The following is a 14,132-nucleotide window of genomic DNA, read 5'->3' on the forward strand; positions in this document are numbered from 1 at the left end:
GGGCTTCCCTTATATGGACATCGATATTTACTACCAAATCGTAGGCCGTACAGACTATCATATCGATAAACAACGTATTCGTTTGACTGCTGAAGAAGTTCAAGCAGCAATGGTTCAATAAGGAGGCATAACAATGGCAGAATTAGAGTTAGTATGTGTGCCAACACGTATCCTTACAGATAATGATGACATCGTGGATGCTATCGTTGAATTTGGCGGTCATAACATTGGACCTGAAGATATCGTTTGTGTAGCTGAATCTGTAGTAGCTATTACGCAAGGTCGTTTTACACGTCCTGAAGAGCTAGATGTATGCTGGCAAGCTCGTTTAATTAATCGTTTTATCCATCCAGATGGTTCTATGGCATCCATTTACGGCATGCAATCCGCTATGAACTTGGATGGTAAATGGAAAGTATTAGGTGCCTTCATTTTAGGTGCTATTGCTAAAATTTTCCGCAAACCAGGTGTATTCTATGCAATTGCTCGTGCAGCATCCTTAACTGATGACGTAACTGGCACAATGCCTCCATTTGATAAGCACATTGTATTTGGTCCAAAGGATCCAGATAAAGTAGCTGAGAAAATCGTATCTCGTACAGGCTGTTATGGCGCCGTTGTAGCAGACGTTAATGACTTGAAACGTTCCGCTGTATTAGGTACAAGCCGTGGCATTGACGGTAATAAAATTGCACAATTATTGATCGATAATCCATTTGGTAATGATAGCCAAATGACTCCGATTGTTATCATTAAAAATTACGCATCTGTATCTGGTAAATAACAGAAGGCTGTACTCATCACATAGAGATGGGTACAGCCTTTTTATATATTGTGAAAGTTAATAGTGGTTATATGCTAGATAAAATAGAGTTTTAACTTAATTTAGCATTTCTAAGTATACTCTATTAATTCTGATAAGGAGGTTATATGTTACTAGGTTTAGACGTAGGTGGTACTTTCACAGATGCAGTCATCATCGACGGTCATCGTGTAGTAGCATCCGCTAAAAGACGGACTACGAAGGATAATCTAATGCAAGGAATAGGTGAGGCATTAGATGCAGTTTTGACAGGCTGTAATACATCAAATATTGAACAAGTTACTCTATCCACTACAGTGGTAACAAATACTATCGTGGAAGAGAAGGAGCAAGTTGTAGATCTCTATGTAGTAACTGGGCCTGGTCGTAACGTAGATGATATATTCCCTGTGAGTCCTATCTATCTTCAAGGCTATACAGATCATAGAGGGATTGTAGTAGAACGGACACCTATAAATGCAGTGAATGATATAGCTAAAATGGTTCAATCTCGTAGTGGCACTGATTTAGCCGCTGTATCTGCTAAATTTGGGGTACGAAATCCTCAAGAGGAGCTCTCCATTACAGAAGAGTTGCAAAAGACATATGCTACTATTTCTAATGGTAGTTTATTAAGTGGTTCATTGAATTTCCCTCGCCGTACCATTAGCGCCTATTTTAATAGTGCTGTAACACCGGTATTTACTATTTTTAAGCGTAATGTTGAAGAGGCACTTAGCATTCGTAATATTCAGGCTCCACTCCATATTTTAAAAGCTGATGGCGGTTCTTTACCTATGGAGCATATGGTGAGTCGACCTGTAGAGACTGCTTTTACAGGACCTGCAGCTACTGTGCTTGGCTTATCTGCCCTTGGTGCAATTGGTGAAGCGCATACAGTTGCTTTAGATATTGGGGGCACCACTACAGATATTTCTCTATGGAAACATGGCAAACCATTGATGACCAAAAATGGTGTATCTATTCGTGAGTATCCAAGTGCGGTACGATCCTTTGCAGTTACCTCCGTCGGTATTGGCGGTGAATCAGTGGTTCGCATAGTAGCAGGTAAGATTACGGTCGGACCAGAACGGGTGGGCCCATCAGTGGCTCTAGGCGGCACAGAACCTACATTAGGAGATGCACTCATTGTGCTGGGCTATGCTAACTATGGTGATGTTGAATTAGCTGTGCAATCTATGGCGGCATTGGCTAATAGCTTACCTGCGTCATTACATGACAGCTTAACATCTGACTCGACTAAAGTTCAACAGCAATTAGGTGATTCTATTACGGCTTCTGATGTGGCACGATTAATAGTTAATAAGGCGTTAGAGACAATTCAGCATGGCATAGATGAGGTGGTAAAGGCAGAAAATAAACGACCTATCTATGTAGTAGCGGATATTGTGAATCCCGATGTATTTGTGCCTGCTCAAATCGTGGTAGTAGGTGGCACAGCCCCTAGTCTAGGCCCAAGTATTGGCGAGTATTTGAATTTGCCTGTCACAATTCCAGAGAATGCGGCGGTGGCTAATGCTATCGGTGCGGCCCTAGCGTTATCGACTATCGAACTTACGGTTCACGTCGATACAAAACGGCGTTTGCTCGTTATTCCTGAGTTGGGAATCAAGCAACAAACATGTACCTTACAGCGGGTAGAACAAGTTGTGGAACGAGCTAAAGAGGTACTCGGTGAAGAAGCATTACGTTTAGGTCTTGGTAAAGACCAAGATATAGAGGTCATTAGTATCGAAGATTTCCCTGTAGTAGAGGGCTGGCAATCGATGGAACGGTTAATCACCGTGAAAGTACAACTAGCAGCGGGGGTGAAACAGTATGTGGAATAAAGGACTATCCTATCGGGAACGTCATGGACTTGGACATGTGGGTATGAATAAAGCTATTAACACAAATATAGGTGATATGTTACATACTGATGAAAATGCACCAAAACATAGTTTAGGTTTAGTGTTTTTCCCTGCCTTTGACTGGAAGATTTCTGAAACCCATCCAGAACGACAAGAGAGATTACTGTACACTCGGGATCAAATCGTAGAGGAAGGCTTATTAGATATACCTAATATTAAAGAATATAATCCTATCGTGGCCGATTGGGATACGATAGAACGCGTTCATGTGGGAGCTCCAGATTTAGAGTCCTGGGTGACGGAAGCACATCGTGTCTCTGCAGGTGGTGCTATTGCGGCTGCTGATGCGGTTATGCGCGGTGAAGTAGATCGTGCCTTTGCTTTAGTAAGACCTCCAGGGCATCATGCGATGGCTATGGTTCATGGTATCCGTGGATTCTGTACCATAAACATTGAAGCCGTCATGATTCAACATATGCGTCAAACCTATGGTATTAAACGGGTTGCTGTGGTGGATACAGATGTACATCATGGTGATGGCTCTCAAGATGTGTTCTACCATGATCCGGATACACTATACATTAGTTTCCACCAAGATGGACGGACCTTATATCCTGGCACCGGCTTTATGGATGAATTCGGTGGACCACAAGCCATCGGTGGCAATATAGATATCCCATTGCCGCCAGGCACAGGGGACGAAGGCTTGATGCAGGTCATGCGTGAACTCGTGTTACCTATCTTAGAAGAGTTTAATCCAGACATTGTTATTAATTCTGCAGGGCAAGATAATCACTTTAGTGATCCTTTGGCGAATATGCAGGTTACTGCAAAGGGCTATGCGGAGCTGGTGGATTTATTACAAGCCGATATAGCCGTATTAGAAGGTGGTTACTCTGTACAAGAAGCGTTGCCCTATGTAAATACAGGTATTATTTTATCTATGGCAGGCCTTGATTACAGTAAGGTTGTAGAGCCTGCCTTTGACCCTGTTAAATATAAGCAAAGCCAAAACGTAACAGCTTATATAGATGACCTCATCGCTAAGTGGAAAATCCAATGGGCGAATCGTCATAAGATGGCCGAAGAGGAACGTACCGGTGTAGGTGATATATGGTCTAACCGCTACAATGTGTACTATGATGAAACGGGCGTACAAGAGGAACGACTTGAAAAGGTGCGCATGTATGAAGATAAGGTGGGCTGGCATAGCGTACTTTCACGAGGCCAATACGGACCTTATGGACCACAAAGCGTATATGCTATGTTTATCCCTTGGCAAGCGGATGAAGAAACTCGTCAAGACGCCATTGCAGAGGCTGAACGGGCTAAAGCAGAAGGCGGAGCTAGTCGCTATGTTGTAGTAGATCCACTTGGTGAAGGTCAGTATGAACTATAATTGTAGTTTTTATAATATGGTAGAGATTCTTATAATATGGTAATGATTTTTTATGGAAATGCACCATATTGTGTTTGTAACGGATGTTGCAATCTGATTCATGGTAATAAAAAATAGTTAAATTGTGATATAATAAGAAGAAATAACGCCCCTTTGTGTAAGGGGCGTTCTAATGTTTAGTTTTAGAATGGTGAGGTTCCTATGCGTAGTGATAATAGAACAGCAGGTCAATTGCGACCTATTAAAATAACACGGAATTTTACAGAGTATGCAGAAGGTTCTGTGCTCATTGAGTGCGGCAAGACTAAGGTTATCTGTACAGCTACTGTGGAGGATTCTGTGCCGCGCTGGCTAAAAGGTTCTGGCCAAGGCTGGGTAACTGCAGAATACTCCTTGTTGCCACGTTCTACGCAAACTCGTGTGAGCCGTGAGGCTGCTAAGGGAAAACAAACAGGTCGTACCGTTGAAATTCAACGTCTTATCGGCCGTGCATTGCGCGCTGTCGTAGACCTTGAAGCACTCGGTGAACGTTCTATTACGATCGACTGCGACGTTATTCAAGCTGATGGTGGTACGCGTACAGCCTCTATTACAGGCGCCTTTGTGGCCCTTGTTGATGCGGTGGACTTCACCTTTGGTGGAGCAGGCAAATTCCCGATTACTGATTTCTGTGCTGCTATTTCTGTAGGCATTGGTCCTGACGGTCCTATTACAGATCTTTGTTATGAAGAGGACAGTGCTGCTATCGTAGATATGAATGTGGTGCGCACCGGTTCTGGCAACATGGTTGAGGTACAAGGTACAGGCGAACACGGTACCTTTAACCGTGATGAACTCAATGCGTTACTTGATTTAGCTGAGGCTGCTACGGATGAACTTATGGCTAAACAACGTGAAGTACTTGGTGCGACAGCAGATAAAGTAGGTAAGGTATATCCTACAGCTCCGGAGGTGTAAGATGGAACAAATCGTATTAGCAACAGGGAATAAAGGGAAGATTCGTGAGTTTTCCGAAGCTTTCTCTCATTTATCTATTGACTGTGTGCCGGTAAAAGAGGTCATTTCCATCGAGGAACCAGAGGAAACTGGTACAACCTTTATGGAAAATGCTCTTTTAAAAGCTCGCTATTATGCAAAGGCAACAAATCGTTCATGCCTTGCTGATGACTCTGGTATCACTGTAGATGCTCTTAATGGGGCTCCAGGTGTGTATTCTGCACGCTATGCAGGTCACCATGGTGATGATCAAGCTAATAATGAAAAATTGATTCGTGAGCTTCAAGGTGAAAGTGACCGGACAGGTCATTATGTATGTGCTTTGGCTCTTGTATATCCTGATGGTCGTGAAGTGACAGCAGAAGGCTATTGCGATGGCCTTGTACAAGACGAGCCAAAAGGGGACAATGGCTTTGGCTATGATCCATACTTCTATGTACCTGAATTTAAAAAGACTATGGCTGAACTTAGCATCGAAGAAAAAGAAACCATCAGTCATCGTGGCCGTGCATTACGCGAATTAATTAACAAGCTTTGATATTTTCGAACTATATGGTATAGTTCATATAAATATGTAATATAATAGTATTAGAGAACTTATAAAATGAAACGAATTGGTATTTTAAGTGATACCCATGGGTATCTAGAGGATATTGACCTCGTCTTGGAGGCTACAGCAGATCAAGACATCGATATGTGGCTTCACGCCGGTGACTTTGGTGATGATGCGCGCTATATGCAGGAGCATACGGATATTCCTGTGTATGCCGTGCGTGGTAATAACGACCGTGTACAACCTCTTGAGCCGAGAGAGCAGTTGATTCCGCTAGAGGATACCTATATTTACATGACTCATGGTCATGAGGTATCATATTATAATCGTATACAAAAACTGATTGAGTTAGGAACTGATATGGGTGCGCGCCTTATCGTGTCTGGACATAGTCATCATCATGGCGAGGTTCGGGTTCGTGATGCGGTATTTGTGAATCCTGGCAGTATATCGTTAGCTCGTGATCGCTCCGGTGGTACCTTTGCTATCGTTACCTACGATAATGGTCAGTTTGATGTAGAGTTTGTGTATAAACAAGAAATTGTTTAGTTATATGGTGAAAGCTTATTCTGATACAGTTTGAAAAGCTTTCAGAAAAATAGTAAGTCTATGCATGGAAAGGGTTATGACATATCATGGATACACCAGTTAAAGCAAAGCCTAAAATGAAATTATATGGTTTTAATAATCTCACAAAGACATTGAGTTTTAATATTTATGATATTTGTTATACTCGTACAGAAGAAGAGAAAAAACAATACATTCAGTATATTGATGAAGTATACAATGCAGATCGTTTAACAGCTATCTTAACAGAGGTAAGCCATATCATTGGTGCCAACATCCTTAACGTAGCGAAACAAGACTATGATCCTCAAGGTGCGTCTGTAACGATTTTGATTTCTGAAGAGGAAATTGAAAAAGAAGATGTAGTAATGCATCTTGATAAATCCCATCTTACTGTACATACCTATCCTGAAAGCCATCCGCACAAAGGGATTAGTACATTCCGTGCCGATATTGAAGTGTCCACATGTGGTCAAATCTCTCCACTTAAAGCACTTAACTATTTAATTCAAAGCTTTGATTCCGATATTCTTACATTGGACTACCATGTACGTGGCTTTACACGCGACGTATCTGGTAAGAAAATTTATATCGATCATCGCATCAACTCTATTCAAAACTACATCAATGCAAAAACTCGGAACATGTACAACATGATTGATGTAAACGTGTACCAAGAAAATATCTTCCATACAAAAATGATGTTAAAAGAGTTTGATTTAGATAATTACCTATTTGGCATTACTGAAGCTGAATTGAGCGAACGAGAAATCAAACAAATCAAACATCAATTGAAGCAAGAAATGATGGAAATTTTCTATGGCCGTAACTTGCCATCCGTAAAAGCATAAATAAAAATGTATATTTTGTATGCTCTTTCTCCTATCAGATAATGCGTATACAGTACCAAAGTAGATAAGCCGTATATGGTTTATCTACTTTTTGTTTATTTATCATTTTTATTACTAGTATAAATTAATAGAATTTAATTCTAAAATATTCGGAAAACTATATCGAAAAAACTTGAATTGTTATATTTCATTTTGTATAATACAATTAGTTAAAGGTATTAAATACCGACTCAAAAGAGTCCGAGTTTATCCACAAAGGAGAATTATTATGGACGTACGTGAATTAGCTGTACAAAAAAAACGTGAATTAAAAGGTTTCCTTACTGTAGGAACTAAATATGAATTAAAAGACGCTCATGACTTATCTGTAGCTTACACACCAGGTGTAGCAGAACCATGCTTGCGTATTAAAGATAATGAAGCAGAATCCTTCGAATTAACTTGCCGTTCCAACATGGTTGCCGTTGTATCCGACGGTACTCGTGTACTTGGTCTTGGTGATATCGGCGCTGCAGCAGCATTGCCTGTAATGGAAGGTAAATCCTTATTGTTCAAAAAATTCGGCGATGTAGACTGCATTCCATTGGTTGTAGATACAAAAGATGCTGATACTTTGATCAACACTGTAAAATTATTGCAAAAGAACTTTGCTGGCATTAACTTGGAAGATATTTCTTCTCCTAAATGCTATGAAATCGAAAACCGTTTGAAAGAAGAATTGGAAATCCCTGTATTTCATGACGACCAACACGGTACAGCTATCGCTTGCTTAGCTGGTGTTAAAGGTGCTCTTCGCCTAGTTAAAAAAGACTTAGCAACAGCTAAAATCGTTGTAAACGGTGCAGGTGCTGCTGGTGCAAACATCGCTCGTTTGTTATACCTTGCAGGCGCTCGCGATATTACATTGCTAGTATCCTCTGGCGTATTGCACAAAGACTACAAACGTCTTGATTCCTTGCAATCCGAATTGATCGACTTGCTTAAACTTGAAGAAAAACATGGCAACTTGGCTGAAAACGCTAAAGGCGCTGACATTCTTCTTGGCGTATCTGCAGCAGGCGTATTCACAAAAGAAATTTTGGAAAACTTGGCTGACGATGCAATCGTATTCGCAATGGCTAACCCTAACCCAGAAGCAACATATGCTGATATGAAAGCAGCTGGTGTTCGTATCGCTGGTACTGGTCGTTCCGATGCTCCTAACCAAATCAACAACGTAGCTGTATTCCCTGGTATCTTCCGTGGTGCTATCGATGTTCGCGCATCCAAAATCACTGATGAAATGAAATTGGCTGCTGCTGAAGCATTGGCTCATTTGATTCCAGACAGCGAATTGAACGAAGAAAACATTATGCCATCCGTATTCGATCCTCGTGTAGCTCCAGCTGTTGCAAAAGCAGTTGCTGAAGTTGCTGTAAAACAAGGTATCGCTAAGAACCCTAAAGTAGTTGAAGACGGTAGCTACGAAGGTTAATTTTATAGCTAATCATTTGATTGCTTAATGGCTCAAAAGCTGTTTAAAACCTAAGTAAGATAATATAAACTATAATGACATGCACCTCGAAAGGGGTGCATGTTTTTATATGAACTAATAAAATTTAAAAAATTAATGAAGTTGTAAAAAAGTACTTGTCACTAATTTGTATCAATGATATAATAATTTTCGTTGCAGAGCGATACTCAACAGAGTAAAAACTCAGCAAGAGTAGTGGTTGACATCAACTACCAGGTTTGCTATAATTAGCAAGTAATTAATGACGGGGCATAGCGCAGTTTGGTAGCGCACCTGGCTTGGGACCAGGGGGTCGCAGGTTCGAATCCTGCTGCTCCGACCATTTTTTTTTGCGGGTGTAGCTCAATGGTAGAGCCCCAGCCTTCCAAGCTGGTCGCGAGGGTTCGATTCCCTTCACCCGCTCCATTTTTTTTTGCCTTTTTTAGGGTAAAACGTAATATTGACGATATATAGTACATAATTTATACTATAATAGATAATTATATATATAGGTAATCCACATGGTTCAGTAGCTCAGTTGGATAGAGCAACGGCCTTCTAAGCCGTGGGTCGGGGGTTCGAATCCCTCCTGGATCACCAAAGAAATAAGCGGATAGCTCGTAATGAGCTATCCGCTTTTTTGTATACAATACCGCACAAAAGACAGTAAATTTTATATATGATATAATATTAAAAATGAATAAAAGATGAAGGGTTTGTGGTGCTGTAAAAGGTGATCTTTATGAAGGATATAGAGAGTATTTTTAATTCAATAAAACTTAAAGAGCGTAAACAAGATGAGAAGTGTTATTTTGATCCTATTAGATATTTTTTGGTTCAGAAAACACCGGAAGAAGAGGTTCGGCAAAAAACAATTATATTTTTGCAAAAGAAACTAGGAGTACCTATTGAACGAATTCGTGTAGAGGAACCTATGTGTCATGTGAAGAGAGGCTTAAGAGGAAGAGCTGATATCGTAGTTTATCGTGATGATGAACAAGAAGAAGTTTTGTTGGTAATAGAATGTAAAGCTCCTCATATTGATGTTGAATGTAATATGGTATTAGAACAAGCAATAAGATATCGGGATGTATTAAATGCTGAATATATCATGCTTATCAATGGTATCGATGCTGTGGTTTATCAATTTAAGAATGGTAGATATAAAGAAGTCGATAAAATTCCTACTTATCAAGAGCTTATAAAATCTAAAGTGAAGTTTATTAAGGCAAATAAAGATAAACCATATACGTTTGCGGATATAAAATCCAAAAGGTTACAAAATAATTTTTTGAATATGGGTTATATCGGAGAGGATAGTCCTAAAGAACACTATGAATTCTACCTTAATCTTTTGAATCTACTATTATTGAAGAAGATTTCATCTTCAAATATTTTAAATAAGATAGGTGTAATAGAAGATTGTTTTAGAGGATTTACTTTTTTTGGAAACCGTGGTGGTGGAACGTATCAAAATTGGACACGTTTGTTTATCGCTCAGGACTATGAAGGTAAAGATCAAGTTTTGGGCATCAGTATATGCGCTACAGCACATACAGAAAATGATCCTCATTGGGGGACTAGCATAGGTAGGACTCAATTGAATATATCTATAACAAATAAAGAAACTAGACATCATTCGTTGCAACTGAATTTGGATAAATTTTGTGAGTTTGATTTCGATACTAATATAATTGAAATTACACACAATGGTGCTATAACAAGAGGTCGAGATGGAGCATTACCTAGAAAAGAATTGCTTGCTTATGTTCACAAAAGAGCTCCTGAATTAGTCAAAGAGGATAGAATATACTTAGGTCACCTTGATAGCTCTCGTTTATTAGAGTGGCGCAATCCTAATGTACAATCCTTCATAAGAAATTTGTTACGCTATGCTGTGCTTCGTGATGGATTTAGAGCAGAATATAAAAGAAAGTGATTTCTATAAATCTATAATTATTAAGACTGAATAAATAATTTAAGAGGGATAATACCAATGAAGTATATAGAAGAGATTTTTGACAATATAGAACTTGAAAAATTTGAACGGGATGGCGACTGCATATATGATTCGATACGTTGTTTTTTATTGGCTGCTACACCAGAGGAGTGTGTTCGCCAAAAAACAATTGTATATTTGCAAAAGGAATTGGGGATACCTATTAATCGTATTTTTGTTGAAGAGTCAATGGCGCATACTAAAAAAGGCGCACGTGGGAGGGCGGATATTGTTGTCTATCGTGACGATGAGTGTACAGATGTACTGATGATTATAGAGTGTAAGGCACCTCGTATTAACGTACTTGGTGATGAGGTGTTTAAGCAGGCTTCAGGTTATAGAGAAATACTTAATGCTGATTATATTATGCTGGTTAATGGTATAGAGGCCATTATATATTATTATAATGATGGGGCATATCATGAAGTTAAGGATGTTCCTTTATTAGAGGAGCTTTTAAAGAACGAAATTTCTTTTGTCGATCCAGAACCCTTTGAGCCATATAAATATGAAGAACTTATGTCCGATGAGTATCAAGAGGCATTTGCAGAGCATGGGGATATTAGTGAATATACTCCTAAATATATCAGAGGGGTTGCTTTAAACCTAATGAATCTGATTTTGCATAAGGAAATTAAAAAGCAGGATGTATTAAAAAATATAGGTGTAATAGAGGATTGCTGTGTAAGTATGCCACAATTTGGTAATAGTGGTGGAGGTAATTATCAGGTTTGGTCTCGCTTATTTATTGCAAAAGACCATATGAATAAAGATGAAGTGCTAGGTATTAGTATTTGTGGAACTATACATACTGAAAATGATCCACACTGGGGAAATAGAACAGGCTCTACTCAACTTAATATATCTATAGCGAATAAAGAATCGAGACATCATTCCCTTCAATTAAACTTAGATAGGTGCTGTCGATATAATCCGCTTACTAATATAGTAGATATTACACATAACGGTTCTTTAACAAGCGGTAAAGGTGGAGCAGCGAAAAGAGCTGATGTTATTGCATATATTAAGGACCGTGCACCTGAACTTGTTCATGGTGATGAAATATATCTTGGCCGTTTAAATAACTCTCGTTTGTTAGAGTGGAAAGATCCTAATGTACAATCCTTTATAAGAAATTTATTACGCTACGCTGTACTTCGTGATGGGTTTAGAGCAGAATATAAAAAGTCAAAGTAATATTACTAATAAAAGACCATTCATCGAATGGTCTTTTGTTTTTTATATAAAAAACTCAAAAGTTCAAAATAATTTACCTACTATAAACCCACTATTTATCTGTATTTTTGACATATAAATCTAATTAGTCAAAATAAAAGTCAAAAAAAGTCAAAAATTTTATCTTTGACCTATTGACTTTTTGACTTAATCAGATTATTATAATGTCATAAGGTTGAAGAAACCTAGAAATAAAGCAAGAAATTAAACAGACTTAAAAAGTCAAATAGATATACTTGTAGTAAAAAAGTGAGGTAATTTATATGAACAACAATTTCAATAACTTTGGTAGCGACTTCGGTAGCATGAATGATTTATTCAATCAATTGATGGGTAACATGGGTGGTTATTCCACAGAAAATCGTCGTTATAAAATTAATGGTCGTGAAGTGACTCCGGAAGAGTTTGCTTTCTATCGTCAAACTGGTCGTTTACCTTCTAATGAAGAAATGCAAGCTGCTCAAGCTGCACAACAAGGTAAAATGAAACAAGATGGTATCCTTGCCAAGTTAGGTACAAACTTAACTCAACAAGCTCGTGATGGCAAACTCGATCCTGTTATTGGTCGTAATAAAGAAATCCAAGAAACAGCAGAAATCTTAGCACGTCGTACTAAAAACAATCCTGTACTCGTAGGTGATGCTGGTGTTGGTAAAACAGCTGTAGTAGAAGGCTTGGCACAAGCAATCGTTAATGGCGATGTTCCTGCAGCTATTAAAAATAAAGAAATCATTTCCATCGATATTTCCGGTTTGGAAGCTGGTACTCAATACCGTGGTTCCTTCGAAGAAAATATCCAAAACCTTATCAAAGAGGTTAAGGCTGCTGGTAACATTATCTTGTTCTTCGACGAAATCCACCAAATCTTGGGTGCTGGTTCCACAGGTGATGGTCAAGGTTCTAAAGGCTTAGCAGATATCTTGAAACCTGCTTTGTCCCGTGGTGAAATGACTGTTATCGGTGCTACAACACAAGATGAATACCGTAACACAATCATGAAAAACGCAGCTCTTGCTCGTCGTTTCAATGAAGTTAAGGTAAATGCACCATCTCCAGAAGATACTTTCAAAATTTTACAAGGCATTCGTCCATTGTATGAAGCGCATCATAATATCGAATTGCCAGATGCTGTGTTGAAAGCAGCTGTAGATTATTCCGTACAATACATTCCTCAACGTAGCTTACCAGATAAAGCTATCGACTTGATCGATGTAACAGCAGCTCACTTGGCTTCCCAACATCCTGTAACTGATATTAAAACATTAGAAGCAGATATTGCAGAGGCTAAAGCAAAACAAGAAGAGTTTGCTCAAAAAGAAGATTATGAATCCGCTATTAATGAAAAGATGCGTATTCAAAAATTGCAAGAAGAAATCGATAATCACACTGAAAATCAAAAGGTAGTGGCTAAGGTTAATGATGTAGCGGAAGCCGTTGAAAGAATGACTGGTATCCCTGTATCTCAAATGGGTGCATCCGATATTGAACGCTTGAAAGACATGAAATCTCGTTTACAAGCTCATGTAATCGGTCAAGATAAAGCAGTAGAAGCTGTATCTAAAGCAATCCGTCGTAACCGTGCAGGCTTTGACGAAGGTAACCGTCCAATCGGTAGCTTCTTATTCGTAGGTCCTACTGGTGTTGGTAAAACAGAATTGGCTAAACAATTAGCACTTGATATGTTCGGTAACAAAGATGCTATCATCCGCTTGGATATGTCCGAATACAGTGATCGCACAGCAGTTTCCAAATTGATTGGTGCTACAGCTGGTTATGTTGGTTACGAAGATAACTCCAACACATTGACTGAACGCGTTCGTCGTAATCCTTACTCCATCGTATTGTTCGACGAAATCGAAAAAGCAGATCCTCAAGTTATTACATTGCTTCTTCAAGTATTGGATGATGGTCGCTTAACAGATGGTCAAGGTAACACTGTAAACTTCAAAAATACTGTTATCATTGCTACATCTAACGCAGGCTTTGGCTATGGTCAAGATAATGACGATGAAAACAAAGTTGATGTAATGGAACGTATCGCTCCATTCTTCCGTCCAGAATTCTTAAACCGTTTCAATGCAGTTATCGAATTCAATCAATTGAAAAAAGAAGATTTGAAACAAATCGTAGATTTAATGCTTGATCAAGTAAATAAAACTTTAGCTAAAAAAGAAATTACTCTTGATGTAACTGAAGCAGCTAAAGAATTGTTGATGGAACAAGGTTACGATAAAACTATGGGCGCTCGTCCATTACGTCGTGTTATCGAATCTGAAATCCGCGATAATGTAACTGACTTCTACTTGGATCACTTCTAAACGTACTTCCAACCTTACAGCTTCATCCGGTTGGTATAGTATGATTTC

Annotated in this window: 10 protein-coding genes, 3 tRNA genes and 1 pseudogene; all 14 read left to right on the plus strand. The window is 39.0% G+C overall.

Features of this window, described 5'->3' with window-relative positions; translation table 11 throughout:
- The first annotated feature begins 133 nt into the window (after positions 1 to 133).
- Positions 134 to 784: a coenzyme F420-0:L-glutamate ligase gene (locus tag QZR70_RS06540; RefSeq protein ID WP_295206244.1), complete on the plus strand. Its 651-nt coding sequence runs from the start codon at positions 134 to 136 to the stop codon at positions 782 to 784.
- Positions 785 to 930: 146 nt separating this feature from the next.
- Entirely contained in the window at positions 931 to 2,652 is a 1,722-nt protein-coding gene (locus QZR70_RS06545; RefSeq protein WP_295793962.1) for a hydantoinase/oxoprolinase family protein, read from the plus strand.
- Entirely contained in the window at positions 2,642 to 4,072 is a 1,431-nt protein-coding gene (locus tag QZR70_RS06550) for a histone deacetylase (protein ID WP_295793964.1), read from the plus strand. The genes QZR70_RS06545 and QZR70_RS06550 overlap by 11 nt, the downstream gene beginning before the upstream one ends.
- A 201-nt stretch (positions 4,073 to 4,273) precedes the next feature.
- Complete coding sequence (rph, locus tag QZR70_RS06555) at positions 4,274 to 5,029, plus strand: ribonuclease PH (RefSeq protein WP_227721499.1); 756 nt, start codon at positions 4,274 to 4,276, stop codon at positions 5,027 to 5,029.
- Position 5,030: 1 nt separating this feature from the next.
- On the plus strand, positions 5,031 to 5,606 hold the full coding sequence (locus tag QZR70_RS06560) for an XTP/dITP diphosphatase (RefSeq protein ID WP_295793966.1): 576 nt from the start codon (positions 5,031 to 5,033) through the stop codon (positions 5,604 to 5,606).
- 66 nt (positions 5,607 to 5,672) lie between these two features.
- Positions 5,673 to 6,170 carry a metallophosphoesterase gene (locus tag QZR70_RS06565; RefSeq protein WP_295782912.1) on the plus strand — a complete coding sequence of 166 codons (498 nt, stop codon included), beginning with the start codon at positions 5,673 to 5,675 and terminating at the stop codon, positions 6,168 to 6,170.
- An 86-nt stretch (positions 6,171 to 6,256) separates the two neighbouring features.
- Positions 6,257 to 7,039 (plus strand): adenosylmethionine decarboxylase, encoded by a 783-nt coding sequence (speD, locus tag QZR70_RS06570; protein WP_105090243.1) that lies wholly within the window; start codon positions 6,257 to 6,259, stop codon positions 7,037 to 7,039.
- Positions 7,040 to 7,307: 268 nt separating this feature from the next.
- Positions 7,308 to 8,513 carry an NADP-dependent malic enzyme gene (locus tag QZR70_RS06575; RefSeq protein WP_295793968.1) on the plus strand — a complete coding sequence of 402 codons (1,206 nt, stop codon included), beginning with the start codon at positions 7,308 to 7,310 and terminating at the stop codon, positions 8,511 to 8,513.
- 284 nt (positions 8,514 to 8,797) lie between these two features.
- A tRNA-Pro gene (locus QZR70_RS06580) sits at positions 8,798 to 8,874 on the plus strand.
- Between the two features lie 9 nt (positions 8,875 to 8,883).
- A tRNA-Gly gene (locus tag QZR70_RS06585) sits at positions 8,884 to 8,957 on the plus strand.
- Positions 8,958 to 9,054: 97 nt separating this feature from the next.
- A tRNA-Arg gene (locus QZR70_RS06590) sits at positions 9,055 to 9,131 on the plus strand.
- 142 nt (positions 9,132 to 9,273) lie between these two features.
- Positions 9,274 to 10,470: a type I restriction enzyme HsdR N-terminal domain-containing protein gene (locus QZR70_RS06595; protein ID WP_295793971.1), complete on the plus strand. Its 1,197-nt coding sequence runs from the start codon at positions 9,274 to 9,276 to the stop codon at positions 10,468 to 10,470.
- Positions 10,471 to 10,527: 57 nt separating this feature from the next.
- Positions 10,528 to 11,727: a type I restriction enzyme HsdR N-terminal domain-containing protein gene (locus tag QZR70_RS06600; RefSeq protein ID WP_295793973.1), complete on the plus strand. Its 1,200-nt coding sequence runs from the start codon at positions 10,528 to 10,530 to the stop codon at positions 11,725 to 11,727.
- Between the two features lie 302 nt (positions 11,728 to 12,029).
- Positions 12,030 to 14,078, plus strand: a pseudogene (locus QZR70_RS06605) (ATP-dependent Clp protease ATP-binding subunit); the annotation flags it as partial.
- Between the last annotated feature and the right edge of the window lie 54 nt (positions 14,079 to 14,132).

It is taken from the genome of uncultured Veillonella sp. (assembly GCF_900545205.1).
Taxonomy (GTDB): Bacteria; Bacillota; Negativicutes; order Veillonellales; family Veillonellaceae; genus Veillonella.